Origin of the sequence: Streptomyces sp. NBC_00503 (assembly GCF_036346895.1) — a bacterium.
In the GTDB taxonomy this organism is placed as follows: Bacteria; Actinomycetota; Actinomycetes; order Streptomycetales; family Streptomycetaceae; genus Streptomyces.
On sequence record NZ_CP107856.1, the window covers coordinates 378,711 to 403,124 of the forward strand.

21 protein-coding genes are annotated in these 24,414 nt (G+C 72.3%); 7 read left to right on the forward strand and 14 right to left on the reverse strand.

The genetic code is table 11. The annotated features are described in order from the left end of the window. Nucleotides 1-33 precede the first annotated feature (33 nt). Complete coding sequence (locus tag OG490_RS38920) at nucleotides 34-1,707, reverse strand: class I adenylate-forming enzyme family protein (RefSeq protein WP_330301478.1); 1,674 nt, start codon at nucleotides 1,705-1,707, stop codon at nucleotides 34-36. 141 nt (nucleotides 1,708-1,848) lie between these two features. Between OG490_RS38920 and OG490_RS38925 the strand changes: the two genes are divergently transcribed. Continuing rightward, nucleotides 1,849-2,304 (forward strand): nuclear transport factor 2 family protein, encoded by a 456-nt coding sequence (locus tag OG490_RS38925; protein ID WP_330301479.1) that lies wholly within the window; start codon nucleotides 1,849-1,851, stop codon nucleotides 2,302-2,304. A gap of 165 nt (nucleotides 2,305-2,469) precedes the next feature. Here the strand turns inward: OG490_RS38925 and OG490_RS38930 are convergent, their stop codons facing one another. The 6 genes from OG490_RS38930 to fabG form a co-directional block, all read right to left on the reverse strand. Continuing rightward, nucleotides 2,470-2,733, reverse strand: coding sequence for an acyl carrier protein (locus OG490_RS38930; protein WP_330301480.1), 264 nt, complete (start codon nucleotides 2,731-2,733; stop codon nucleotides 2,470-2,472). Nucleotides 2,734-2,769: 36 nt separating this feature from the next. Further along, nucleotides 2,770-4,026: a ketosynthase chain-length factor gene (locus OG490_RS38935; protein ID WP_330301481.1), complete on the reverse strand. Its 1,257-nt coding sequence runs from the start codon at nucleotides 4,024-4,026 to the stop codon at nucleotides 2,770-2,772. Beyond that, on the reverse strand, nucleotides 4,023-5,288 hold the full coding sequence (locus OG490_RS38940; RefSeq protein WP_330301482.1) for a beta-ketoacyl-[acyl-carrier-protein] synthase family protein: 1,266 nt from the start codon (nucleotides 5,286-5,288) through the stop codon (nucleotides 4,023-4,025). The genes OG490_RS38935 and OG490_RS38940 overlap by 4 nt, the downstream gene beginning before the upstream one ends. Next, nucleotides 5,285-6,019, reverse strand: a complete 735-nt coding sequence (locus OG490_RS38945) for a thioesterase II family protein (protein WP_330301483.1) — start codon at nucleotides 6,017-6,019, stop codon at nucleotides 5,285-5,287. Before OG490_RS38945 ends, OG490_RS38940 begins: the two co-directional genes overlap by 4 nt. Nucleotides 6,020-6,095: 76 nt before the next feature. Continuing rightward, on the reverse strand, nucleotides 6,096-7,052 hold the full coding sequence (locus tag OG490_RS38950; RefSeq protein ID WP_330301484.1) for an aromatase/cyclase: 957 nt from the start codon (nucleotides 7,050-7,052) through the stop codon (nucleotides 6,096-6,098). 20 nt (nucleotides 7,053-7,072) lie between these two features. Continuing rightward, nucleotides 7,073-7,858, reverse strand: coding sequence for a 3-oxoacyl-ACP reductase FabG (gene fabG / locus OG490_RS38955; protein ID WP_330301485.1), 786 nt, complete (start codon nucleotides 7,856-7,858; stop codon nucleotides 7,073-7,075). A gap of 128 nt (nucleotides 7,859-7,986) precedes the next feature. Here fabG and OG490_RS38960 point away from each other — a divergent pair, with 128 nt between their 5' ends. Then, nucleotides 7,987-8,898, forward strand: a complete 912-nt coding sequence (locus OG490_RS38960) for an MBL fold metallo-hydrolase (protein ID WP_330301486.1) — start codon at nucleotides 7,987-7,989, stop codon at nucleotides 8,896-8,898. 4 nt (nucleotides 8,899-8,902) lie between these two features. Here OG490_RS38960 and OG490_RS38965 read toward each other — a convergent pair whose 3' ends face one another. The 3 genes from OG490_RS38965 to OG490_RS38975 all read right to left on the reverse strand — a co-directional run bounded on the left by OG490_RS38965 (nucleotide 8,903) and on the right by OG490_RS38975 (nucleotide 12,917). After that, nucleotides 8,903-10,714 carry a condensation domain-containing protein gene (locus OG490_RS38965; protein ID WP_330301487.1) on the reverse strand — a complete coding sequence of 604 codons (1,812 nt, stop codon included), beginning with the start codon at nucleotides 10,712-10,714 and terminating at the stop codon, nucleotides 8,903-8,905. Nucleotides 10,715-10,981: 267 nt separating this feature from the next. Beyond that, complete coding sequence (locus OG490_RS38970; RefSeq protein WP_330301488.1) at nucleotides 10,982-11,938, reverse strand: aromatase/cyclase; 957 nt, start codon at nucleotides 11,936-11,938, stop codon at nucleotides 10,982-10,984. Between the two features lie 160 nt (nucleotides 11,939-12,098). Continuing rightward, complete coding sequence (locus OG490_RS38975) at nucleotides 12,099-12,917, reverse strand: AfsR/SARP family transcriptional regulator (protein ID WP_330301489.1); 819 nt, start codon at nucleotides 12,915-12,917, stop codon at nucleotides 12,099-12,101. Between the two features lie 246 nt (nucleotides 12,918-13,163). Between OG490_RS38975 and OG490_RS38980 the strand changes: the two genes are divergently transcribed. Further along, complete coding sequence (locus OG490_RS38980; RefSeq protein ID WP_330301490.1) at nucleotides 13,164-14,105, forward strand: AfsR/SARP family transcriptional regulator; 942 nt, start codon at nucleotides 13,164-13,166, stop codon at nucleotides 14,103-14,105. 313 nt (nucleotides 14,106-14,418) lie between these two features. After that, nucleotides 14,419-15,367, forward strand: a protein-coding gene (locus tag OG490_RS38985) for an IS5 family transposase (RefSeq protein WP_443066027.1) whose coding sequence is annotated in 2 segments (ribosomal slippage) — nucleotides 14,419-14,852 and nucleotides 14,851-15,367 — 951 coding nt in all. Because the reading frame shifts where the segments join, the coding sequence is not laid out codon by codon here. On the opposite strand, the gene OG490_RS38990 is transcribed toward OG490_RS38985, so the two are convergent. The 4 genes from OG490_RS38990 to OG490_RS39005 all read right to left on the reverse strand — a co-directional run bounded on the left by OG490_RS38990 (nucleotide 15,364) and on the right by OG490_RS39005 (nucleotide 19,589). After that, complete coding sequence (locus OG490_RS38990) at nucleotides 15,364-16,977, reverse strand: polyketide synthase (RefSeq protein WP_330301491.1); 1,614 nt, start codon at nucleotides 16,975-16,977, stop codon at nucleotides 15,364-15,366. The genes OG490_RS38985 and OG490_RS38990 overlap by 4 nt on opposite strands. Before the next feature lie 254 nt (nucleotides 16,978-17,231). Further along, on the reverse strand, nucleotides 17,232-17,912 hold the full coding sequence (locus OG490_RS38995) for a phosphopantetheine-binding protein (RefSeq protein WP_330301492.1): 681 nt from the start codon (nucleotides 17,910-17,912) through the stop codon (nucleotides 17,232-17,234). Between the two features lie 62 nt (nucleotides 17,913-17,974). Next, nucleotides 17,975-18,709, reverse strand: a complete 735-nt coding sequence (locus tag OG490_RS39000; RefSeq protein WP_330301516.1) for a ScbR family autoregulator-binding transcription factor — start codon at nucleotides 18,707-18,709, stop codon at nucleotides 17,975-17,977. Between the two features lie 16 nt (nucleotides 18,710-18,725). Beyond that, on the reverse strand, nucleotides 18,726-19,589 hold the full coding sequence (locus OG490_RS39005) for an AfsR/SARP family transcriptional regulator (protein ID WP_330301493.1): 864 nt from the start codon (nucleotides 19,587-19,589) through the stop codon (nucleotides 18,726-18,728). A gap of 1,087 nt (nucleotides 19,590-20,676) precedes the next feature. Here OG490_RS39005 and OG490_RS39010 point away from each other — a divergent pair. The 3 genes from OG490_RS39010 to OG490_RS39020 all read left to right on the forward strand — a co-directional run bounded on the left by OG490_RS39010 (nucleotide 20,677) and on the right by OG490_RS39020 (nucleotide 24,404). Further along, complete coding sequence (locus OG490_RS39010) at nucleotides 20,677-21,627, forward strand: ScbA/BarX family gamma-butyrolactone biosynthesis protein (RefSeq protein ID WP_330301494.1); 951 nt, start codon at nucleotides 20,677-20,679, stop codon at nucleotides 21,625-21,627. A gap of 561 nt (nucleotides 21,628-22,188) precedes the next feature. Beyond that, on the forward strand, nucleotides 22,189-23,451 hold the full coding sequence (locus OG490_RS39015) for a ParA family protein (protein WP_330301495.1): 1,263 nt from the start codon (nucleotides 22,189-22,191) through the stop codon (nucleotides 23,449-23,451). Then, nucleotides 23,448-24,404 carry a ParB/RepB/Spo0J family partition protein gene (locus tag OG490_RS39020; RefSeq protein WP_330301496.1) on the forward strand — a complete coding sequence of 319 codons (957 nt, stop codon included), beginning with the start codon at nucleotides 23,448-23,450 and terminating at the stop codon, nucleotides 24,402-24,404. Before OG490_RS39015 ends, OG490_RS39020 begins: the two co-directional genes overlap by 4 nt. Nucleotides 24,405-24,414 lie beyond the last annotated feature (10 nt).

The following is a 24,414-nucleotide window of genomic DNA, read 5'->3' on the forward strand; positions in this document are numbered from 1 at the left end:
CTCTGGTGTGTGTCGGAAAGCTGGTCGGGTCGCTCACGCGCCGGCTTCCGCCGAGGCCCGGCCGCGGATGCCTCGGCGCAGCTCGCGGCGGTCGGGCTTGCCGACGTGGTTGCGCGGGACCGCGTCGATCACCTCGACGCGGCGGATCTGCTCGAAGGGGGCCAGCCGCCCGTTGGCGGCGTCGACGACGGAGTCGAGCACGTCGAGCAGGCCCTCGGCGGCGGGGTCGCGCAGCACGATGCCGAGCCACACGACCGCCCCGTGCACCGCGTCGGGCCAGCCGGCGACGATGCACTCCGCGACCCGCGGGTCGTCGGAGACGACCGCTTCGACGGCGCTGGGCGAGACGAGCTCGTTGTCGTACTTGAAGACGTCGCCGAGCCGGTCCACCAGGAACAGCACGCCGTCCTCGGTCTGGTAGCCGACGTCCCCGGTGGAGAACCAGCCGTCGGCGTCGACCGGCGAGGGCCCGGCTGCGCCGCTGCCGTCGTCGAGGTAGCCGGCCATCACCTGCGGCCCGCGGACCTGGACCTCCCCGGTGGCGAACACCTCGAGCGGCCGGCGCGATTCCAGGTCGACGACGCGGCATTCGGTGCCGGGCACCACCGGGCCCACGGAGCCGCTCTTGGGGCTGCGCGGGTCCTGGCAGTGCGAGAGCGGGGAGAGTTCCGCCATCCCGTAGCCCTGGACCACGGGCACGCCGAGGCGGTCCGTCAGGGCCCGCGCGGCGGCGGGGGCCAGCGCGGTGCCGCCGGAGAGGACCGCGGTGAGGCTGCGCGGGACCGGGCCGACCGGCCTCCGGTCCCGGGCCAGGGCGTGCAGGCGCGCCGGCAGCCCGTAGTAGTGGGTGGCCGCCGTCTCGGCGGCCAGCGCCAGCGAGGCCACCGGGTCGGGGTCGGTGGCCAGCACCTGGCAGGCGCCCGCGTACACCGCCGAGTTGAGGTGCATCACGTGGTAGAGCGGCAGGTGGTTGAGGGTGACCGAATCCCCGTCGAGGCGGTGTGCGGCGGCGATCTGGGCGGCGTTCGCCACCAGGTTGCGGTGGGTGAGCCGGACGCCCTTGGGACGGCCGGTGGTGCCGGTCGTGAACTGGATGCACACGTCCTCGTCGAGACCGAGGCCGGGGCCGAGATCGAGGCCGGGGCCGGGGCCGAGATCGAGGCCGGGGCCGGGGCCGGGGCCGGGGCCGGGGCCGGTGTCCAGCAGCCGGGCGGCCGGTACGGGCGCCCGGTCGAGGACGGCGGCCAGCGGCAGGCAGTCGCCCGGGACCACCGCGTCGGGCGCGTCGGTGACGACGACGGTGGTCAGGGCGGGCAGCCGGTCGCGCAGCTTGACCAGCAGTTCGGCGGTGGCGGCCGGTACGAACGCCACTTCCACGGCGGCGGCCGCGAAGACGTGGGCCAGCCCGGCCTCCTTGATGAGCGGGTTGACCAGCACCACGGTGTTCCCGCTCCGCGCGGTCCCGTAGTAGGCGGCCGCGAAGACCGGGGTCAGGGTGTTGGCTGTCCCGACCCGGGCGCCGCGGCGGCCGCAGGCGTGCTCCAGGTACCCGGCGAAGCGGTCGGCCTCGGCGTCCAGTTCCGCGAAGGTGACGCTCCGGCCGCCCGGCCCCGCACCGGTGCGCAGCGCGCACCCGGAGGGGTTGCGGACCGCCGCACGGCGCAGCAGGCCGTCCAACGGGAGTTGCGGGTACACGAGTCTCGCCATGGTGCCGTCCTCCTGGCTCCCGAAGGGGCGGCCGCGGCTGCGGCAGGACCCTCACCCTGGCCAGGAACGCTTGAGGAGTCTTCGAAGGCCGCTCGATCCGCGCCGCAGAGACTGTGCAGATCCGACGGAATGGAGCCCGCCATGACGAACGCCCAGATGCTCGCCCACCCCCCGCAGGAGCGTGATTTCAGCCTGGTGTACGCCGAGGTCCAGCAGTTCTACGCGCACCAGATGCAGCTCTTCGACTCCTTCGAGGCGGAGCCGTGGGCGGGTACGTTCACCGAGAACGCCGTCTTCGACGTGCCGACCCTGCCGGCGCCGGTGCGCGGCCGCGCCGAACTCGCGGCGAACGTGCGGCGCAACCGGGAACTGCAGGCCAAGACCGGTGAGCAGCTGCGGCACTGGCTGGGCATGCTCGATGTGCAGCGGCAGGCGAACGGCACGCTGCGCACCCGCTGCTACGCGCTGGTGTACATGACGCCGCGCGGCGGCGAGTCACGGGTGCACCGGGTGTGCGTGATGGAGGACGACCTGGTCCTGTGCCGCGGCCGGTGGCGGGTCAGCCACCGCCTGGTGACGCGGGACGACCTGGCCTGACCGGGCCCGGCGGCCGTGGCCGGCGCTGACTCCGTCGCGCAAGACCCGCAGAACGCACGCGGAAGGCACGCAGAACGCACGCAGCCGCCCGGGAGGACCGGGCGGCGCTGCGGTACAGGGCTGTGCGGAACGTACGGGGGAAGGACTCGGGGGCGCGGATCGGCCTCAGACCGCGGTCCGGGCGGCCAGCACGCGGTTGACCATGTCGAGGTAGCGCCGCGGGGTGTCGGCCTCCTCGAACGCCTCCTCGTCGAGCACGATGGAGAACTCCCGCTCGATGTAGCCGGTGGTCTGCAGGATCGCGAGGGAGTCGTAGCCGAGCTCCACCCAGTACAGGTCCAGGACATCGCCTTCGAGGTCGACGCCCTCCTCCTCACCGGCGCACTCCCGCAGGATGCGGGTCAGTACGCCGAGTTCCAGCCGGTCCATCGTCTACCTCTTTCTCTTCGGGTGGGTCGAGGGGGATCAAGCGCCCGGGGCGCGGACGACGACGGCGGAGTTGAACCCGCCGCGGCCGCGGGCCAGTACCAGGGCGGTACGCAGCCTCGTGCCGGTCCGGGGGGCCCCGGACACCAGGTCGACCGGGCAGTCGGCGGCGGGCGCCGCGGTGCCCGTGGTCGGCGGGATCACCTGGTCGCGCAGGGCGAGGAGGGCCGCCGCGAGGTCGAGGGCGGCGCCTCCCGCGGAGAGCCGGCCGGTCATGGTCTTGGGCGCGGTGACGGGCACCGCGCCGGGGCCGAACAGCGCGGCGATGGCCTCGGCCTCGAGACGGTCGGCCGTGCGGCTGCCCGCGGCGTCCGCGAAGACCACGTCGACCTCGTCGGGCCGGACGCGGGCGTCGGCGAGCGCGAGTTCGGCGGCGGCTCCGAGCCGGGAGGTGCCCCCGCCCGAGCCGGCGCCGGGGCCGGCCGGGTCGAAGGTGGCCGCGTGCCCGGCGATCGTCCCGTACACCCGGGCACCTCGCAGCCGCGCCTCCTCGGCGTCCTCCAGGACGAGGTGGGCGCCGCCCTCGCCGGTGACGTGCCCGCTCGCCTCCTCGTCGAAGGGCAGGTAGGCGCGGGCCGGATCCCCACAGGTGCTGAGTTCGCCGCCCGCGATGTGGGCGGCCCAGCCCCAGGGGCAGATGGCGGAGTCGATGCCGCCGCTCACCACGAGCCGGGCGCCCTTGCGGATCTGGCGGCGGGCGTGCGCCACCGCGTCGAGCCCGCCGGCCTGTTCCGAGACGATGACGCCGCTGGCGCCGCGCAGTCCGTGCCGGATGGAGATCTGACCGCTGTTGACGGCGTAGAACCAGGCGAAGGACTGGTACGCGCTGACGTACTTGCCGCCCTTGCTCCACAGCGCCTGCAGCTCGCGCTGTCCGAACTCGAACCCGCCGTAGGAGTTCGCCGTGACCACGCCCGCCGCGTAGGGCGGCATCGAGGCGGGGTCGGCGCCGGAGTCGTCCAGGGCCTCCTTGGCGGCGGCCAGCGACAGCCGGGTGACCCGGTCGGTCTGCTGGAGCAGCCGGCTGGGCACGTGGTCCTCGTCGACGAATCCGGGCACCTCACCGGCCAGTTTGACGGGGTACGAGGAGGCGTCGAAGCGGGTGACGGGGCGGATGCCGCTCTCGCCGCGCAGGACGGCGGCCCACCAGGCCGCGGTGCCCAGCCCGTTGGGGGCGGCCACACCGATCCCGGTGACGACGGGGGCCGCGGTGGCGGTGGCAGTGGCAGTACTCATCGTGCCGCCTTCACATTCGGACTCGTCAGGATCATCGCGCTCTGGAAGCCGCCGAACCCGCTGCCGACGGTCAGCACCGCGTCGGTGCGCTGCGCGCGGGCGGTGAGCGGGGTGTAGTCGAGGTCGCAGGCCGGGTCGGGCTCGTGCAGGTTCGCCGTCGGCGGCACCGTGTCGTGCTCGATGGCCAGGGCGCAGGCGGCCACTTCGAGGGCGCCGATCGCGCCGAGCGAGTGCCCGATCATCGACTTGATGGAGCTGACCGGCACTTCGCGGGCCCGCTGCCCGAGGCTCTGCTTGAACGCCTCGGTCTCGTGCTTGTCGTTCTGCTTGGTGCCCGAGCCGTGCGCGTTGATGTAGTCGATCCTCCCGGGGGCCAGCCCCGCCTCGCCGAGGGCGGCGGTGATGGCCTCGGCCATCTCCGCACCGTCCGGGCGCAGGCCGGTCATGTGGTAGGCGTTGCTGCGCGAGGCGAACCCGGCGATCTCGGCGTAGATGTGCGCGCCGCGGCGGCGGGCGTGCTCGTACTCCTCGATGACGAGGACGGCGGAGCCCTCGCCGAGCACGAAGCCGTTGCGGGTGGCGTCGAAGGGCCGCGAAGCGGTCGCCGGATCGTCGTTGCGCGTGGAGGTGGCACGGATGGCGTCGAAGCAGGCGGCGGTGATCGGAGTGATGGGCGCCTCGGTGGCGCCGGTCACCATCACGTCGGCGCTGCCCTCGCGGACCAGGTCGGTGGCGTGCCCGATCGCGTCGAGTCCCGAGGTGCAGCCGGTGGAGACCAGGGACACCGGGCCCTGCGCTCCGACGGTACGGGCCACCTCGGCCGCCATCGAGCTGGGCACGAAGTAGTCGTAGAGGTGGGGCGCGGCCTTGGTGTGGTCGACCAGGGCCCGGGTGCCCCGGTCGCTGACGACCCCGTACTCGGCGTCCAGTCCGGTGGTGCAGCCGAGCGCGCTGCCGAGGGTGACCCCGGTCCGCGCGGGGTCGAGGGCCCCGCGGATCCCGCTGTCCGCCAGAGCCTCGCGGGCGCTGACCACGGCGAACTGCGCGGCCCGGTCCAGGCGGGTGCTCTCCTCGGGCGTCAGCCCGTTCTCGAGCGGGTCGAAGTCGGCCTCGGCGGCGATCCGCGAGCGGAAGGTGGAGGCGTCGAAGAGGGTGATGGCGCGGGTGGCCGTACGCCCCTCGGTCAGCAACGACCAGAACTCCTTGGTCCCCGGGCGGCCGGGGGCCACGACCCCGATCCCCGTGATGACGACTCGTCTCATCGCCCTTCTCCCTGTTCTGTGTTCCGGCGCAGCACGATCCGGGCGGCGCGGCCCAGCAGCCGCGGCAGTTGTGGGTCCCGTACGAAGAAGTGGTCGCCCGGCAGCGTCCGGCGGACCAGCCGCCCGGTGGTCCATCCGCCCCACGCGTCGAGCGCCCGGGCGTCCGCGAGGAGGTCCTCGGTACCGTTGACGGCGAGCACCGGGACGGTCAGCTTGCCGGTGGCGGTGTCACGCAGGTCCAGGGCCAGGCGCAGGTCGTCCCGGAGTACGGGCAGTACGCACCGGTGCCACAGGTCGCCGGGGCGCAGCCCGGCCGGGGCCGCGCCGAAGGCCTCCATGACCTGTACCAGTTCGAGGTCGGGCAGTTCCGCCGCACCGGCGAGCGCGGCGGGGGCGTCGGGCGTCGGGCAGGCGCCGATGGCGAGCAGCGAGGGCTGCGGCAGCCCGGCCTGTTCCAGTGCGCGCGCGACGGTGTAGGCGACCAGCCCGCCGAGGCTGTGCCCGTACAGCACGTACGGCACGCCGGGCTCGTCGGCCACCTGGTCGATCAGCGGCTTGAGGTCGGCGAGCAGCTCGCCGCGGGTGGTGACGCGCGCCTCGCGCCGCCGCCGGTCGCGCCCGGGCAGCGGCCAGGCCAGGACCTCGACCCCGTTCCCGGCGGAGGTGCTCCACCGCCGGAACGCGGACACGCCGGCCCCGGCGTGCGCGAAGCAGTGCAGCCGTATGTCCATCGCCGTCCTCCCCCAAACCTCGCTTCGTCGTCCCGACTCTCCCCAACCCCGCTGGAGAGCCGCTGGACCCGCACTCCTACGCGGTGTGTACGAAGCCCTCCGCGTACTGCTTGGCGAGGTTGAGGGTGGCCGTGCTGTTGCGGCCGAGCGCCTCGCGCACGTAGCGGCGGCACTCGGGGATGCCGGCGTCCGCGCCGAGCACCCGGGTGATGTTCTCGGGACGCAGCAGCACGCCGTGGTGCGAGGTGACCCGCACCCCGCTCCCGTCCTCCTCGACCGACCACTCGCCGGTGTGCGCCGCCATCAGCAGCGGCGTCGCCGTCTGCTTGTAGACGATGCGTCCGGCGTGCGGGAAGCAGACCCGGACCGACTCGGTGGTGTGGGACGCGCCGTCCGCGGTGAGGGTGTCCATGGACATCACCTGGATGCCGGGCTCGTCCTCGGTGACGTCGAGGCGGGAGACGTGGGGGACCAGGCGCGGCCAGTCGCGGACCCGGTGGAGGAACTCGTAGACCAGTTCGGCCGGACCGTCGACGCGCACCGAGTCCTTGAAGGAGAGCACCAGGCCGTCCAGGAGCGTCCAGCCCTCGGCGAGCTTCTTCAGATGGGCCAGCTCGGCGCGGCTGTTGGTGTCGGTGGCGCGCTCGACCCAGGCCACGTCCGCGGCGTCGTCGCCGGCGACCGTGAAGTCGTGCAGCAGCGTCAGCCTGGACTGCGAGGGGCTCAGCGCTTCGACCGTCCAGGTGCCCGCCATCGAGGTCAGCGGCTCGGCCGGCACCTCCTGGCGGAAGTCGATGCGGCGTGCCGCCGCGTCCAGGACCCGCCGTGAGGTCCAGGACCTGACGCTGCCGTTGGCCGTGGCCCACATGCGCAGGTGCTGGCGGGTGCCGTCGAAGTCCAGCTGCTCGACGTGGACGTTGGGCGGGAAGTACAGCGGCCACTGGGACGCGTCGGCGATCAGGCCGTAGACCACCCCGGCGGGCGCGGCCACGGTCACCTCGTGCGTGGTGTGGTGGAGTGGACCGGCAGACATCGTGGAGTCCTCTTTCGGGGTCAGAAGTTGCCCAGACCGCCGCAGACGTTGAGTGCCTGCGAGGTGATGGACGAGGCGAGTTCGGTGGTGAGGTAGCCGACCAGCGCGGCGACCTCTTCGGGGGTGGAGTAGCGGCCGAGGGGGATCTTCGCGGTGAATTTCCGCATGACCTCTTCCTCGGAGCTGTCGTACGCGGCCGCGTAGCCCGCCCGTACCCGCTCGGCCATCGGCGTCTCGACGTAGCCGGGGCAGACCGCGTTGACGGTGACGCCGGTCGGTGCCAGCTCGTTGCCGAGGGCCTTGGTGAAGCCGACGACTCCGTGCTTGGACGCCGAGTACGGGGCGCCGAGGACGACGCCCTGCTTGCCCGCCGTGGAGGCGATGTTGATGATCCGGCCGTACGGGGCTCCCTCCAGCCCGCCGTTCTTGAGCACCTCGCGCGTCATCAGGAAGACGCTGTTGAGGTTCGTGTCAATAACGTCGTACCACAGCTCGTCGCTGATGTCGGAGGTCGGTCCGCCGCCGCTGCGCCCGGCGTTGTTGACCAGGACGCCGATCGGGCCGAACGCATCGACCGCCGCGCGGACCAGGGCGGCCACCGACGCGCGGTCGCGCACGTCGGCCGCGGCGCCGTCGACGTCGAAGCCCTCGCCGCGCAGCTCGGCGACGGTCTTCTCGACCTGCTCCTCGGTACGGGCGCACAGGAAGACGCGGTGGCCGCGGGCGGCCAGGTCCCGGACCACGGCGAGACCGATCCCGCTGGTGCCCCCGGTGACCAGGGCGGCCGGCTTCTTCTGTGCACTCATCGGTGTCCCTCCGCAGCGTTGATGCCCTGACCGTGTCCTGGACGCCTCGACGGCGGCACGAACAGGCCTTGAGGACCGCTCGACCCGGGTGGGCGACGGTGGCGGCACGCAGCAGAAGGGAGTCGCACATGAGCGTCCAGGTCGAGGCCACCACCACGGAGATCGCGGACGGGGTGTACGCCTACGTGCAGCCCCACGGCGGCTGGTGCCTGAACAACGCGGGCCTCGTGGTCGGCGCGAACGGGCAGGCCCTGCTCGTCGACACCGTCGCCACGGAGCGGCGCGCACGGCTGCTGCGCGAGGAGGTCCTCAAGCGCGCGGCGCCGCCGCGCGCCCTGGTCAACACCCACTTCCACGGCGACCACACCTTCGGCAACTACCTGTTCCCCGAGGCCGTGCTCTTCGCCCACGAGGAAGCCCGCACGATGATGTCCGCCACCGGGCTCGGCCTGACCGGCCTGTGGCCCGACGTGTGCTGGGGCGAGCTGGAGGTCGCGCTGCCCGATGTCACCTACCGGGACGCGCTGACCCTGCGCATCGGCGGGGTACGGGCCGAGCTGCTGCACCTGGGACCGGCCGCGCACACCACCGGGGACACCGCCGTCTGGCTGCCCGAGCAGCGCGTGCTGTTCGCCGGTGACCTGCTGATGTCCGGGGCCGCCCCGTTCTGCCTGATGGGGTCCGTCTCCGGATCGCTCGCGGCGATGGAGCGGCTGCGGGACCTCGGCGCCGAGACCGTCGTCCCGGGCCACGGACCGGTCGGCGGCCCTGATCTGATCGAGTCCAACGCGGCGTACTTCCGCTGGCTCGCCGAGCAGGCGCGGCTAGGCGTCGCGGCGGGTCTGACCCCGCTCCAGCTGGCCCGCGAGCTCGGCGACGGGCCGTTCTGCGCACTGCTCGACGCCGAACGCCTCGTACCGAACCTGCACCGGGCCTACGCCGAACTGGCCGGTGCGGCGCCCGGCGACCCGCTGGACGTGGGCGCCCTCTTCCAGGAGATGGCCGAATTCAACGGCGGAGTACCTGCCTGCCACGCCTGACGGGTCAGTGGGCCGCACGGGACCGAGCCGCGGATCCAAGGGCCAGGGCCAGCTCACGGGCCGCATCGGCGCTGCCGTCGCCGCGGCCGGCGACCGCGACGGCCGGCGGGTCCCAGCCGTGCGCGGCGATGCGGTCGGCGACCTCGTACGCGACGCCGCCCGTGCCCAGGAAGCAGCCCAGCAGCAGCGGTTCGCCGGTCGCCAGGACGGGGCGCAGCGCCCGTAGGCACGCGGAGGCGTCGGCCGGGGCCGCCACCGTGGTCAGCGCCTCGGGCCCCGGGTAGGAGGCGGCGAGCCGGTCGTAGCAGCCGGGCGGCGCGTCCGCCGGGGGGAGCAGGCAGACCGTGCCCGCCCCGGGGTGGGCCCCCTGGCGCAGGGTGGTCAGGAGGTCGGCCGGGCGGGCCGCCATCGCGGGGACGCCGTCGCCGTCCAGCAGGGCGAGCGCGTCGGCCACGGTCGCGGACCGGCCGGCGGCGGGCAGTCCGCGCAGCAGCCGGGCGGTCTGGGCGAGGACCGCGGCCGCGTCCTCGTCGGCGATCCGGGTGCGGTCGTGGACCGCGGTCAGGACCAGCTCGCCGAGGGTGTCGTAGTGCGCGGCGAGCGTGAGGGGCGCCGCGGTGTGCGGTCCGACGGCCTCGGGCCGCTCCACCCGGATGCCCTGCGCGGCGAGTTCCTGGTGCAGGGCGCCGCGTCCGGGGCGGCCCGGCCGCAACTGTGGCGGAGCCTCGAAGGAGAGCACCGACTCGGTGAGCCCGTCCTCGTACGGGGAGCGGCCCGCCCAGGTGTGGATCTGCCCGGCGGAGACCCACTCGTAGGACGCCATGTCCAGGGCCCGGCCGCCCAGCGCGGCGAGCAGCTGCGCGACGGTGGCGGCCGGATCCACGTCCACGGACAGGGGCAAGGGGTTCCGCAGCGGCGCGGGGAGCGAGGCGACGCCTTCGAGGGGGATGCCGCGGCCCGACACCGCCACGGAGAACGCGACGGGGGTGGGGCCGGGGTCGGGGCCCGCGGCCGCCCGGTGCAGCAGGAGGGCCCAGGCGGCGTGCAGGACCGTGCTCTCGGCGGCGCCGCACCCGACGGCCCACTCCCGGAGCCGCAACGCCTCGTGGGAACGGAGCCGTTCACGGGTGCGGCCGTGGCCGGGCCGGGCGGTGAGGCGGCCGGCGAGGCGGCCCGTGAGGCGGGCGGGCAGGGTCACCGCACGGCGCGGGGGCGCGGCGGCGGACCAGAACGAGCGGGCGGGGCCCAGGTCCTGGGCGGACAGCCAGTTCCGGTGGTCGCGCAGGTCGGGGCGGCGTTCGCCGCCGTGGGGGCGGCCGTCGGCGAGGTAGGCGCGGTAGAAGGCACTGAGGAGGATGTCGAGGCTGCGGCGGTCCAGCAGGGCCTGGTGGTAGGTGATCAGAACCCGGGCGACCGGCCCGATGGCGGGGCCCTCGTCGAGGACGGCGATGCGCAGCGGGCCCGGCCGGCGCAGGTCGAACTCGCGCCTGCGCTCGCTGACGAGCAGGGCCTGCCAGTCGACCGCACCCCGGGTGTGCCGGGTGATGTGCGGGGCGGCGTGGGGATGCACCGCGATCCGGGGCCAGGTGCCCCGCAGGGGGTCGGCCACGGCCGCGCGCAGCACCGACTCGCGGTCGAACACCGACTGCCAGGCGGCGGTGAACCGGTGCGGGTCCAGGGGCCCGTACCAGCGCCAGTGCAGCTGCTCGATGTGGAGTGCGGCCGCGGGGCCGGCGAGGGCGTCCAGCAGGACGTCGCGCTGGAGCGGGGTGGCCTGGACGGCCACGGGCGCGGGAACGGGCGCGGGCGCGGCCATCGACTCCCTCCCTTGGGCTTGTGTGCGCGAGTGGGTGAACGCGATGGGGTAAAGGGAAACGAGCGTGGGGGACGGTGCCCACACGGCGCTGACACGCCGCTGACACGCCGTGCCCCGCCGGGCACCGACAGCGGCCGCCCTCCCCGGGCGCCACCCTCCTGCACGGAAACCGTGCAGGTCAAAGGGGTTTCAGGGCCGCGTCGGCGTTCCAGGGGTTCTGGACGGGAGCACGAGCCGGGGCGGCCGCGTCCTTGAGGTCGCTCCGCGTCACAGGGTCCTGATGGCGGATTCCGCGTGCTGCTTGGCGAGGTTCAAGGTGGTGGTGCTGGTGCGGCCGAGGGCTTCCCGGACGTACGCCCGCGCCCGGTCGGTGTCCGCGCCGCGGCCGAGCACGTGCTCGACGGCCTCCTCGCGGAGCAGCACGCTGTGGCGCGAGACGACGGTGGTGCCGGTCTCGTCGGGGGTCACCGCCCATTCGCCGGTGTGCGCGGCGAACAGGATCGGCGTCTTCGTCTGTTTGTAGACGATCCGGCCGGCGTACGGGAAACAGACCCGGACCGACTCGGTGGTGTGGGTGGAGCCGTCAGCGGCCAGCGTGTCGGTGCTGACGAGCTGGACGCCCGGTACGTCCTCGGTGACGTCCAGGCGCAGGACGTGCGGAACCCTGCCGGGCCAGTCGGCGACCCCGTGGAGGAAGTCGTAGACGAGTTCGGCGGGACCCTTGATCCGTACCTCGTCCTCGAACGTCAGCAGCAGCTCGTCGAGCCGCTTCCAGCGCTCGGCGGTCTCCTTGAGCTGGGCGAGTTCGGCGCGGCTGTTGGTGTCGGTGGCTCGGCGGACCCAGTCGGCGTCCCCGGGGCGGTCCGCGGCGACGGCGAACTCGTGGACCAGGGTCAGCCGGGAGCGCTCCGGGCCCCGGGAGTCCACCGTCCAGGTGCCGCCCATGGACAGCGCGGGGGCCGCCGGGGTCTCCTGGCGGAAGTCGATGCGGCGGGACTGCGCGTCCAGCGTGCGGCGGGACAGCCAGGACCTGACGGCCCCGTTGGCGGTGACCCACATGTGGAACCGGTCCAGGGTCCCGTCGAAATCGAGCCGTTCGACGTGCAGGCTCGGCGGCATGAACAACGGCCACTGGGTCGTGTCCGCGATCAGCCCGTAGACCACGCCCGCGGGCGCGGCCACGTCCACCGTGTACGACGTGCGGTGCGTCCGCTCACCTGACATCGGCTCCTCGCCTCCCTCGCCCTCGATCATGAGAGAGTGCCGGGCCGGGCCGGAGGAACGCTCGATACCCCCTCGGCCGCGGGTGTACGAACGCGCGGGACACGCACGGGACCTGCGTGGGAACGGACCGCGGTCACCGGCCGCGGTCCGCGCGCGGACCTCAGGCCGCGTAGAGGTCGAAGGTGGAACCGCGCCGCGGACCCGCCACCACGTCCAGCGCGGGGTCGACCGTCAGCATCGCCTGGTGCAGGCGCTGGAGCTGGGGCGAGGGCTCGACGCCGAGGTCGTCGATCAGCCGGATGCGCATCCTGCGGTAGACGTCGAGCGCGGTGGCCTGACGGCCGGACCGGTAGAGCGCCACCATCGCCTGCGCGTGCAGGCCCTCGTGCTGCGGGTGCCGGGCGATCAGCTCGGTGAGCTCGGCGATGACCTCCGTGTGCCGCCCCAGCCGCAGGTCGACGTCGATGCGCCGCTCCACGGTCACCAGCCGGCTCTCCTCCAGCCGCATCACCTCGATCGAGAGGATCGGCCCCACGCGTACGTCGACCAGCGCGGGCCCCTCCCACAGCGCGAGCGCCTGCCTCAGCAGGCTCGCGGCGAGGTCGTCGTCGCCCTCGCCGAACGCGCTCTGACCGGCCGTCACCAGCCGTTCGTACTCGTGCACGTCCACGGCCTCGGGGCCGATCTGCAGCAGGTAGCCGCCGTGCCGGGTCGCGAGCACCTCCTTGGCACCCGGGGCGCCGGGTCCCATGGCCGTGCCGAGCCTTCTACGCAGTTGCAGGATGTACGTCTGCATCGTGGTGAGCGCGCTCTGCGGCAGGTTCGTCCCCCAGATCTCCTCCATGAGGGTCGGTACGGGCATCACCCGCCCCGGGTAGAGCGCGAGCAGCGCCAGGATCTGGCGCGGCTTGCTGGCCGTCGGAACAATCGATCCCCCGTTGACTTCGGCACTCAACGGACCCAAGATCTGAATCTTCACGGTTTCCTCCGTACGTCGTCGAGTTCCCATCGATTTCAAGCCTTCGACTCGAGCACGTTAGCGGGGCGCAGGACGACATCCCCACAATCTCGAGCACCTGTTGAGCGCATCTCCAAGAGCTGGATTTCCGTAGCTTGATTCAGCTGCTAGATTTCCCCGCAGGGACGAAAACGGGCACCCATTTCCCCATGTCCGGCCCGCAGTCTTTCCGTGAGTCCCGCCGGATCGCCGGAAGGAGTCGCCACCATGGAATCCAGCGCACGCGACGACACGGGCGCACGGCGCCTCGACTTCCGCATCCTGGGCCCCGTCGAGGTGCACGACCTGGGAACGGGTGCGCGGATCGTGCCCTCCGGTGCCAAGCAGCGCGCCCTGCTGGCCGCACTCGTGGTGCGGGCCGGCGAAGTGCTCTCCGTCGACCGGCTCGTCGCCGAACTGTGGGGCGACGCTCCGCCCACGGCCGCGGCCAACGCGCTCCAGGCCCATGTCGCGCGGCTGCGCAGGCTGCTGGGGAGCGGAGCGGGCCGCAGCGGCCGGCAGTGGATCGACACCTACCCCGTGGGCTACCTGCTGCGCCTCGGCCGCGCCACCACCGACGCCCAGCGCTTCCACCGGCTGTCGGCCGAGGGCCGTGCGGTCTCCGCCTCCGACCCGGACCACGCCGCCGAACTGCTGCGCACGGCCCTGGAGCTGTGGCGGGGCCCCGCACTGGAGGGCAGCGGCCACGGGCCGATCTGCCTGGTCGAGGCGGACCGGCTGGAGGAGACCCGGCTGAGGGCACTGGAGGCCCGCTACGAGGCTGCGCTGAGGGGCACGGCGAACGGCGGGACCATCGACGAGCTGGAGCGGCTGACGGCCGCCCACCCACTGCGCGAGCGCTTCCACGAGCTCCTGATGGCGGCCCTGTACCGGTCCGGCCGCCATACCGAGGCCCTGGGCGTGTACGAGCGGGCCCGCCGGCAGCTGAGGGACGAACTCGGTGCGGAGCCGGGGCCCGCCCTGCGCGGCCGCATGGAGTCGATCCTCCACCACTCCCCCGCGGCCGTCGGACAGGAGACGGCCCTCCTGGATCTCGGCGCCGAAATCACCCGGCTGCGTGCTCAGGTCGAACACCTCACCCGGGAGCAGGAGGCGTTGGTACGCCGGTTCGATCTCCTGAATACTCCTTCGACGGCCGCGACCGTCTGAACACCCGAGTAATTACCTGAACCCCGCAGCAGCCGCATTCCAAGAATTCCCGCAACCATTCGAAAACGAGATCATTTCCCGAGCGCGACAGAATTCCCGGCCGAATCCGGCATCACCGGATCTCGAGCCCACGGGGACCGGCCCGACCCCACGGAAATCCGCGGCGGAGCCGGACCGGGGAATGCACCGGCCGACCGGGACTCGGCCGGGGCGGCCGGTCCCGGTCACCGCACTAGTCGGTCCCGGCCACCGCACTAGGCACTGTTTCTCGGATCTCCTGACGTGAGTGGGGTGTTGGGGTCAGGCTTGCCGTATGGGCCGTGGGGATCTGACGAACGCTGAGTGGGACCGGCTGGAGTCGTTCCTGCCTCCTGGTGGTGCTCGTGGAGGCCGGTGGAGTGATCACCGCCGGGTCATCAACGGGGTGCTCTACCGGGTCCGGACCGGTGTGCAGTGGCGGGATCTGCCGGAGCGGTTCGGGCCGTGGGAAACCGTCTATAAACGCCATCGCCGCTGGTCAGCGGATGGAACGTGGGCGATGCTGCTCTCTCGGATTCAGGCAGCCGAGGATGCCGCGGGCCGGATCGACTGGGAGGTGTCGGTGGACTCGACAGCAGTGCGGGCCCACCAGCACGCTGCCGGCGCGAGGAAGACACCGGCGGCATCCGGTCCTCAAAGGGGGACGTTCGGGGGACGAACCAGGTCGATCCGGTGTTGCGGAAACTGGAGGTCCGGCTCGAAGAAGTGGTCAGATCGGCGAGTGCCTGGGACGCTCCCGCGGCGGATTCACGACCAAGATCCACCTCGTCGCGGACGGCCGATGCCGGCCTCTCGCCCTCCTCCTGACACCCGGACACTACGGCGACGGGCCCCAGTTCGAGCGGGTGCTGGAGCAGGTTTCCGTACCCCGCATCGGCGTCGGAAGGCCCCGCACTCGCCCCGACCATGTCCTGGCCGACAAGGCCTACACATCCCGAAGGAACCGCTGCTACCTGCGACGACGCGGAATCCGGCACACAATCCCCGAACGCCTCGACCAGCAAAGACACCGCAAGAACCGAGGTTCCCGAGGCGGCCGTCCCACCGGCTTCGACAGCGAGCGATACAAGAAACGCAACACCGTCGAACGAGCCATCAACCGGCTCAAGGGCTTCCGCGCCGTCGCCACCCGCTACGAGAAACGCGCCTACATCTACCTCGGCACCGTCACCCTCGCAGCCCTCATCATCTGCTCCGCACATGATCCAAGAAACAGTGCCTAGTCGGTCCCGGCCCCCGTCAGCCACAGGGGCGTGCGCAAGAAGGCGGACGCGGGCAGCGGCACCGCGACGGCCCCGTTGCCCGGCGCCCTGTGCAGCGCCGCCCAGTCGATGTCCAGTCCCGACAGCCACAGCGCACGCAGCTGGTGCAGGTGCCCGGCCTGCCACAGCGCCGCGAGGTACCCCTCGGTCTCGGGTACGGAGCCCAGGCCCAGCGGGTCCGCGGAGCCGTCCCGCAGATCGGCGCAGGGCAACCGGCCCTGGACCAACTCCTCCAGGGCGCGCGCCAGCTGGGACGGGTCCGAGACGACCACCGCGAACCGGCAGTCCATGGCGGCCCGGCCGGCGCGCAGGGAGCGGGCGAGCACATCGAGCGGGGGCGCCTGACCGGGGACGCCGAGCAGCGCTGCGAACCGCTCGGCGGTGGCGGCCAGATGGGCGGGTGTCGGGGCGGACAGCACGAAGAGATCCTCCCCGACGTCACCGCCCGCCCGACCGCCCGCGTAAGCCCCAGACCGGTCCTGGGCCCGGCCCTGCGCCCGGTCCAGGCCCCGGTCCAGTCCCCTGTCCTGACCCCCGTCCTCGACCCCGGGCAGGTACTCCTCCAGGATCACCTGCGCGTCCACCCCGCCCGCTCCGCGCACCCCGGCCGAGACCCGGCGGGGCGGGCCCGCGTCGGCGGGCCAGCTCTTCGGCTCCTGGCGTCCGGGCCCGGGCAGGAGCATCCGGTGGCGCAGTTGGAGCAGCGCCCGGGTCACCACAGCGACGCCGGTCGCGGCGCCGGCGTCGCCGGTCACCGCACGGACGGACGCGGGGTCCACACCGGCTCCCACGCTGTCCGCAGGGACCGCGGCCGCCCGCAGCGCCTCCCGCAGCACCCGCGCGCCGGGCAGGCCCGCCCGGCCCTGCGAGCCGGTGTGGGCGACGGCGCTGCCTCGGATGACGGCATGGACCGTGTCTCCGTCGGCCACCGCCCGTTCCAGCGGCTTGAGCAGCAGCGCCCCGACGCCCTCGCCCGCCCCCGGGCGGCGGCTGGAGGAGTGCAGACGCAGCTGGACCCCGCCGACCAGCGCGGCCGCGCATTCGGCGCGGCGCAGGGCGCCGAGGGCGAGGTGGAGGGCGACGTGCACGGAGGACTCGGCCGTGTCGACGCACTGGCTGGGACCGGTCAGTCCCAACAGCCCCGAGAGCCGGTTGGGCAGGCTCCACGTGCCGCCGCGGGGCATCCGCCCGGGCTTGCCGAGCGCCCGCGCCTCGGCGGCGAGCAACGCGTAGTCGCCCGCTCCCGCACCGACGAACACCCCGACGCTGCGCGGCGTTCCGTCGGGCGCGGTGAGCGCGTCGAGCCTGCCGCCGGTGCATCCCGCGTCCTCGAGGGCCTCCCAGGCCGTCTCCAGGAAGAGCCGCTCCTGCGGGTCCATCAGCGCAGCCTCGTCCGCGCCGATCCCGAAGAACTCGGCGTCGAAGTCCTGTACGCGCTCCAGGTAGTGACCCGTCTCGGTGCCCGGGCGCCCCGGCGGCGGTACGGAGGCGGTGCCGCGGCCGCTGACCAGCCGCTGCCAGAAGGCGTCCAGGTCCGGGGCGCCGGGATAACGCCCGGCGATCCCCACCACGGCGACGGGCTCCCCGGCGGGGGCGGGGGCCTCGGCGGCAGGGACAGCCGGCGCGGCAGGGACAGCCGGCGCGGGAAGGACAGCCGGTGCGGGAGGGGCCTCCGACGCAGGTGGGGCATCCAACTCCGGTGGGGCATCCGACGAGAGGGGGGCCGCGGTCTCCACGATCCCCCGGGTGCGCATGAGCAGCGCAGCCGCCTGGGCCCGGTCCAGGGTGCCGTTCTTGAACCGGGTCAGAATCTCCTTCTCTTCCATTATCCGCGGCGGGCCAGCAGCACGACCGCCTGGTCCACGGTGAGCCGCTCCTCCCGCACCGCGTCGAGCAGGACGTCGAGTTCCGGGTTCCGCGGAAGGGGTGCGTCCGCCACGACCCCCGTCCGCGCCGCGATGTAGGCGGCCAGCGCGGCGATGTCCGGGTGGTCGTAGAGCGAGACGGCCCGCTCGGAAAGGCCGAAGGTGCGGTTGATCACCGCGATGAACTCCGCCCCGAGGATGGAGTCCAGGCCCAGCCGGTCGAAGGCGGTGGCGGGGTCGATGTCCCAGACGTCGCAGCACAGGATCCCGGCGAGCTGCTCGCGCAGCACCTCGGTGATGTCCCCGCGCACGACCATCGGAGCCGCCGCCGGGGGCGGTGCCATGACACCGGCGCCGCCTTGGCCCAGCTCCCGCGCGATCTGCTGCGCGAATTCCGCCGGAGTCGGATGCTCGTGCAGGTCGGTGGGGAGCGCCCGGGTCCCGTAGCGGGCGTTGATCACGGCGACGAACTCGACGGTGAGCAGCGAGTCGAGCCCGAGCGTGTAGAAGGTCTGCTCCGGGTCGATCTTCTCCGGCTGGATCCGCAGGACATCACCGAGCACTCGGCTGAGGTCCCTGAGCACATCGGCGGGGGCTGTCGGCGGCATGGTCCTGCTCGGTCCGGACTGGTCGATCGTCATCGGTGGCTCCTCCACTCTGTCGAAGGCGCCCGGCCTGTACCCGGCTCGTGCGCCCGGATCCGTTACACGGCGCTGCCGGTGAACTCCTGCCGCTGCCGGCCGTACGGGGCCTCGGGACCGCTCTGCTCGTCCGGAGCCTCGGTGCGGAAGTCCTTCGCCCGTCCGACCGGTACGAGGCTGGGCAGCAGCAGCGCCCACATCGTGGCCACCCTGCGCCGCAGTTCCTCGTACGGCATGCCGGTGCCGGCCATGACCTCGATCCCGCAGGCAGCCGCGGCGACCAGCGATTCGGAGCCCTCCCAGCGGCCCTCGCGCAGTTCGCCCGCGTCGCGGGCCTGCCCCAGCAGTTCGCACACCACACCCATCCACTCCTGGTGGAAGTCGGTGAGGCCGGACTCCCGGCCGAGGTGCTCCTTGGTGATGCGGAAGCTGGCGGGGATGGCCGGCTCCTCGTGCAGGGTGCGGGCCAGCCAGTGGGTGGTGTCGACCAGCGTCTGGAGCGGCGAGACGCCGGAGTCCCGCAGGCCGCGGACCCAGTCGTCGAGCATGGTGCAGCCGCGCTGCTGGACCGCTTCGGCGAGTTCGTCCTTGGAGGCGAAGTGGAAGTACAGCGCCCCCTTGGTCACTCCGGCCGCCCCGGCGATCCCGCCGAGCGTGGAGTTGGCGTATCCGTTGCGGGTGAACATCTCGGCCCCGGCATGGAGGAGGTTGCTGCGGGTCCGCTCCGACCGCTCCTGCACCGCACTGCCTCCTCGGCCCGTGGTCCGGGCCCGCCCGATCGTGGTGCGGCCCGTCATGTTCGCCACGGCCACCTCAGCCCACACGTACGAGTCGTTCGCCGTCGGTCTCCGCCGCTTCCACAGCGAGCTCGGGACCGGCCATCAGGATGGAGCGCTGCAACCGGCGCAGTGCGGCCGAGGGTTCGAGGCCCAGCTCCCGTACGAGCGTCGCGCGCAGCCGCTGGTAGACGTCGAGGGCCTCGCCGCGGCGGCCGGAGCGGTGCAGGGCGAGCATGAACTGCCCGTGCAGGTTCTCGTGGGTGCGGTACCGGCTGACGAGCACCGTCAGTTCGGCGAGCAGCGCGCGGTGCCGGCCGAGCCGCAGGTCGGCTTCGATGCGCTGGTCGAGCGCGCACAGCCGGGTCTCCTCCAGCCGCTTGGCCTCCATGTCCAGCTGAACGCCGCCCTGCACGTCGGCGAAGGCGGGACCCGACCACAGCGACAGCGCCTCGCGCAGCAGCCGGGCGGCGGTGGGGAAGTCCCCGGCGTCCATGGCCCGGTAGCCCATCCCGGCGAGCCGGTCGAACTCGCGGACGTCGCTGGTGCCGCCCCCGCTGTTGAGCAGGTAGCCGCCGGGGAGGGTGACGAGCACGCCCTTGGCCGTACGGGGCCCTGCGGATCTCTCGTGACCCTCGTGCTCCTCGTGCCCCTCGGCGGGGTCCCGTTCCAGGGCGGTGGAGATCAGTGCCCGCAGCTGGAGCACGTACGTCTGCAGCGTGGTGCGGGCGCTGCGCGGCGGTTCACCGGCCCACAGCTCGTCGATCAGTGCGGAGACCGGTACGACCTGGTCCGCGTGGAGGGCCAGAAGAGCAAGCACCTGACGGGGCTTGGGCGCGGTGGGCATGATCGAGAAGCCGTTCTCACGCACTGAAAGTGCGCCCAGTACATCGATGTCCACGCCGAATTCCCCCTGGTCTGTGGGTGATCTCGCCCTACTGAGGCATGACCAGTAAAAAACAGGACCGACGGTTTGTCAATATAAAACCGTCCGCGCTGTTTTTAATGCGCCCCACCCCGCCCCCCTCCACCACATACCACCTGACCTGCACTTTCCCTCCAGATCGACCGATCGAGGGGCCGCCAGGAAACCTTTCATGCTCCTAAATGATGATCCACCCCGTTCTTTCATCCCGTATTGCCGGATTGAGTCCGATTCGTACAACGGTGTTGATCAGCCACCCCGACACCCCTCGACACTCCAACAGCGCGACAGGGTCCGCCTGGTGGCCGAGTCGCGGCGAACGACGCATATGCCGCGGGCTCCTCGTGACGCAGGGCCGGGACGCACCGCCGGCGCCGCGCGATGAGGAAGGCGTACCGGCGGTCACCCCGGGAGGCCGTGAACGGTGCACGCGACCGATCGACAGGCCCAGGGGCGGCAAAGCGGAAGCTGCCGACGGTGCGGCGAACATCGACGGCCCCCCACCGCGGCGCCCCTTGCGGCACCGGACAACGGCGATGCGGCCGTGCGGGTTCCGATCCCCCACCACCGGGCAGGAAGCAGGCCAGCAAGGGACGTTTTTGTCGAACGCCTGCCCTACTCTCGACCGCGGAACCGACCGCCGCGCCCGCCCATACCCGAAAACCCGGGCACCGATCCCGCCCGGGACCGCGCCGAAGAGCCCGAACGGCACCACCTCTGCCGACCCCCTCGAACAGCCCGCCACCTGCAAGAACGTCAACCACCCACCCCCGGGCCAGGACCCCTCGCCGAAGCGCCCCGGACTAAAGAGCGACTAAGGCTGCACTGGAGGTCGCCCCCGGCCGACGGGAAGCCTCGTATGTTGGCCGAACCGCGGCTGGTCGGAGCGAGCACCTGCGGCAGAAATGTTCAGGAGTCAATCACTCCGGATAATCCCGTTTCGTGGATGATTCCCCCTGGAAATTAAACCGGATGGTATGTATCTTTCCTTCCATCCGCACCTCGCCATCGCTGTTCAGGGGGAACAATGACTGCGAGCACGTTTCAGGCTGCACGCTCAACGGTGGACGCGTACCAGGTGAACGTCACGGACGGCTCCCGGAGACCCCACGCCGACCTGCGCTTCCCCACCCTGACGGCCACGGTCCCGAAGGAGTTCGTACACCGCGCCGCCGTCGCCGAGGTCATGCTCACCAACTGGTGGCGTCAGGACGAGACACACTTCCGGGTTTCCGCGCAGTGGTCCCGCAGCCACAGCTTCTTCACTCTCATCGACGGCGAGTCCTACGACCCGCTCATGGCCGCCGAGACGATCCGCCAGCTCGGCACGCTCCTGGCACACGCCGAGTTCGGGCTGCCGCTGGGCCACCAGTTCCTGGTCCACGACTTGGCCGTCGCCGTGCGGCCGGAGCACCTCTCCGGCGCCGGCAAGCCCGCCTCGCTCGACATCGACGTCGTCGCCACCATGGTCAGGCGGCACCGCGGAGTTCTGGCCGGCATGCGGCTGGAGGTCGTGATACGCCGCGACGGGAACATCGTCGCGACGGGAGGCGGCTCCTACACCTGTCTGAGTCCGGCGGTCTACGCCCGTCTGCGCGGCGGCCGCACGCTCAGCAGCGAAGGAGGTCAGCCGCCCCTCATCGCTCCGGCCGCACCCCAGAGCGTCGGACGGATGTCCCCCATGGACGTCGTCCTCTCTCCCACCACCGAGGCGAACCGCTGGCAGCTGAGGGTGGACACCCGCCACCCCGTGCTCTTCGACCACCCCCTCGACCACGTGCCGGGCATGGTGCTGCTCGAAGCCGCTCGCCAGGCCACGGCCGGCCTGCTCAAGCGCTCTTCTCTCCTCCCCCTCGACATCGCCGGCGACTTCAGGCGCTACGTGGAGCTGGACTCGCCCTGCATGATCGAGGCCCGCCGCATGCCCCGGCAGCTGCCCGACGGTGCGGACACCATCCTGGTCACCGGCCACCAGGACGGCGCACTCTGCTTCAGCGCCACCGTCTCCGCATAGCCGCGAACCAACTCCGCATCACCGCACGGCACCGCCTGCACCGCGCCCCTCGGACCGGAGCAACGGCGCCCGTCCGCGATGCACGGCGTCCTCATCCAGCACGATCCGGTCAGACGGACCGTGTGAGAGGACCCACCCCACACCAACCTCCCCTGCACCCAGGCCCTGACGCCACTCGGCCAAGAAGCCATACGAAACACCATCGGCGGAATCCGCCACCCACCGCCGACCCACCCAACGCCGTTAACGCCGTTAACGCCGTTAACGCCAGCCCGCCCCACCCTCCCCCACGACGACCGCACGGACCCTCTCCCCACTTAACGGCGTTAACGCCGTTAATGGCGTCAAGCCCCCACCACCCCCGTCGGCATTAACGCCGTTAACGCCGTTAAGCCCTCGCCGCCGCCAACCCACCACCCCCGACTCCCCACTCATCACACCCGACTGACGACGCATCCAGGTACAAACAACCCCAGATCCTCCACACTCCCGCACCACTTCGTTAGCAAAACTCAAGCGTGGCGCCCACAAGCACCCACGAACGTTAGTAAAGTCCCTCTCATGACTTCGCCCTCGTCACAGAACGACCGAGAGAAGGTCGTCTCCAAACTCCCTCCGTGGCTGCGCCAGGAACTGAAGATCCGGACCGCCCAGTTGCGGGTGGACATCCAGGACGCCGTTCACCAGGGCATCGCCCACTGGAGCGCGCTCGCCTCCTCCCCCTCCCCCGTCGACACCTCCGGCGCCGAGTCCTTCTCCACCTGGCTGCCCTCCGGCCAGTGGGAGTCGTTCCGCACCGACTCCAAGGACCGCGGCGTCTCGCTCATCCAGGGACTCGCCCAAGCCGTCCGCCTCTGGCTGGAGATGAACCCGGCCCCCACCGTGAAGCGGCCCTCCGTCGTCCGCCGCATCGTGGTCTGCAACCAGAAGGGCGGCGTAGGCAAGACCGCCATCACCGCCGGCACGGCCGAGGCCCTCGCCGAGGACCCCGCCAGCCTCCACCCGGTCCGCGTGGCCCGCCAACTGGCCCGGCTCTCGGCCTCCGAAGACGGCTACGAGCCCGGCTCCGAATCGGCCGCACCCGTCGACCTGGAAGACCTGCCCGGCCTCGGCATGCGCGTCCTGATCGTCGACTTCGACCCCCAGGGCCACCTCACCAAGCAGCTCGGCGGACAGCCGCTGCCCATCGGCGGCGACAGCCTCACCTGCCACATGGCGGGCGAGGCCAAGGGTCCCCTCTCCGACCTGATCCTCCCCATCCCGGACGAACGCTTCGGCGACCGGCTCCACGTCCTGCCCGCCTGCACCGACGCCTTCCTCCTCGATGTCCGCCTCTCCACCGTCCGCGCCCGCGAAGCGGCCCTGGAACGCGCACTGGCTCCCGTCGAGGCCGACTACGACGTCATCCTCATCGACTGCCCGCCGAGCCTCGGCCTCAGCATGGACGCGGCCATCTACTACGGGCGGCGCCGCGACACCGAGCAGCCCGGCGCCTCGGGCGCGCTGATCGTCGTCCAGGCCGAAGACTCCTCCGCGGACGCCTACGACCTCCTCACCTCCCAGATCAACGATCTGCGCGACGACCTCAGCCTCGACATCGACTACCTCGGGCTCGTCGTGAACCTCTACGACGGCCGGCGCGGCTACATCGCGACCTCGTCCCTCCAGGCCTGGATGGACATAAAGGATCCCCGCGTGGTGGCCATCGTTCCCGACCTGAAGGAACAGCGCGAAGCCGTCCGCGTGAAGCAGCCGCTTTTCGTCTACGCACCCAAGGGCGACCAGGCCATCGCGCTGCGCGCCCTCGCAAGGGAGATCTCATGAGCAAGGCCGACAAACTCGGAGTCTCGAGCTCCTTCGCCCGAGCCCAGCCGGTCGGCATCAGCCCCCGCCGCGCAGCCATCGCCGAGGCCACCGGCGCCCCCACCTCCGGTGTGGTCCCCCCGTCCGAGGTGCCCATCGAAGCCCTCGCGCACAACCCGTTCAACCTCCGTGAAGACCTCACCGAGATCGACGAACTGGCCCAGTCCCTGAGCGTCCGGGGCCAGCTGCAGCCCCTCGCCGTCGCCACCCGCATGGCGTTCATGGAGGCCCACCCGGGCCAAACCGACGGCCTGGGCCGCGCCCCGTACGTGGTCATCGACGGCAACCGCCGCCTGGCGGCAGCCCACCGGGCAGGCCTTCGGACCATGCACATCCACGTCAACGACTCCCTCGCCACCTCGGCGGCGGACATCCTGGAGTCGGCGCTCATCGCCAACGTCCACCGCGTCGACGTGGCCCCCATGGACCAGGCCCGAGCCCTTGAACAGCTCGTCGAAGTCCACGGCTCCCAGGCCCAGGTGGCCAAGCGGCTCGGCAAGACTCCGGCCTGGGTCTCCCAACGCCTGACCCTCCTCAACCTCACCCCGGAGCTCCAGGACAAGGTGGAGACGGGCGAACTGAAGGTGGAACCGGCCCGCCGCATCGGCCGCCTCCCCCAGGAGGACCAGGCGGCAGCGGTGGAGGAAACCGTTAACGCCGTTAATCCCCCACGCCAACGCACCCGCCCGACAACCAACGCACCCCGGCTGATCACCCCCGAGGCCGAGCCCGCCGCAGCGTCCACGGCTGCCCCCACCTCAGCCCCGGCGGCCCCCACTCCGGCAGCGACCCCGTCCCCCCGCCGGATCACGATCGTGACGGACTCCCCCGAGACCGTCGCGGACGCCCTCACGGCGCACCTCACCCCGGACGATCTGAAGGCGGTCACGGAGCTGCTCCTGACCCGCATCTGACACGACCCGG

Bases quoted from the DNA above. Each gene is read 5' to 3' on its own strand.
- OG490_RS38945 (WP_330301483.1), bottom strand. From the start codon at position 6,019: ATGGACATACGGCTGCACTGCTTCGCGCACGCCGGGGCCGGCGTGTCC.
- OG490_RS38935 (WP_330301481.1), bottom strand. From the start codon at position 4,026: ATGAGTACTGCCACTGCCACCGCCACCGCGGCCCCCGTCGTCACCGGG.
- OG490_RS38950 (WP_330301484.1), bottom strand. From the start codon at position 7,052: ATGTCTGCCGGTCCACTCCACCACACCACGCACGAGGTGACCGTGGCC.
- OG490_RS39020 (WP_330301496.1), top strand. From the start codon at position 23,448: ATGAGCAAGGCCGACAAACTCGGAGTCTCGAGCTCCTTCGCCCGAGCC.
- OG490_RS38920 (WP_330301478.1), bottom strand. From the start codon at position 1,707: ATGGCGAGACTCGTGTACCCGCAACTCCCGTTGGACGGCCTGCTGCGC.
- OG490_RS38960 (WP_330301486.1), top strand. From the start codon at position 7,987: ATGAGCGTCCAGGTCGAGGCCACCACCACGGAGATCGCGGACGGGGTG.
- OG490_RS38940 (WP_330301482.1), bottom strand. From the start codon at position 5,288: ATGAGACGAGTCGTCATCACGGGGATCGGGGTCGTGGCCCCCGGCCGC.
- OG490_RS38995 (WP_330301492.1), bottom strand. From the start codon at position 17,912: ATGACGATCGACCAGTCCGGACCGAGCAGGACCATGCCGCCGACAGCC.
- OG490_RS38970 (WP_330301488.1), bottom strand. From the start codon at position 11,938: ATGTCAGGTGAGCGGACGCACCGCACGTCGTACACGGTGGACGTGGCC.
- fabG (WP_330301485.1), bottom strand. From the start codon at position 7,858: ATGAGTGCACAGAAGAAGCCGGCCGCCCTGGTCACCGGGGGCACCAGC.
- OG490_RS38980 (WP_330301490.1), top strand. From the start codon at position 13,164: ATGGAATCCAGCGCACGCGACGACACGGGCGCACGGCGCCTCGACTTC.
- OG490_RS39000 (WP_330301516.1), bottom strand. From the start codon at position 18,709: ATGACGGGCCGCACCACGATCGGGCGGGCCCGGACCACGGGCCGAGGA.
- OG490_RS38925 (WP_330301479.1), top strand. From the start codon at position 1,849: ATGACGAACGCCCAGATGCTCGCCCACCCCCCGCAGGAGCGTGATTTC.
- OG490_RS38965 (WP_330301487.1), bottom strand. From the start codon at position 10,714: ATGGCCGCGCCCGCGCCCGTTCCCGCGCCCGTGGCCGTCCAGGCCACC.
- OG490_RS38930 (WP_330301480.1), bottom strand. From the start codon at position 2,733: ATGGACCGGCTGGAACTCGGCGTACTGACCCGCATCCTGCGGGAGTGC.
- OG490_RS39015 (WP_330301495.1), top strand. From the start codon at position 22,189: ATGACTTCGCCCTCGTCACAGAACGACCGAGAGAAGGTCGTCTCCAAA.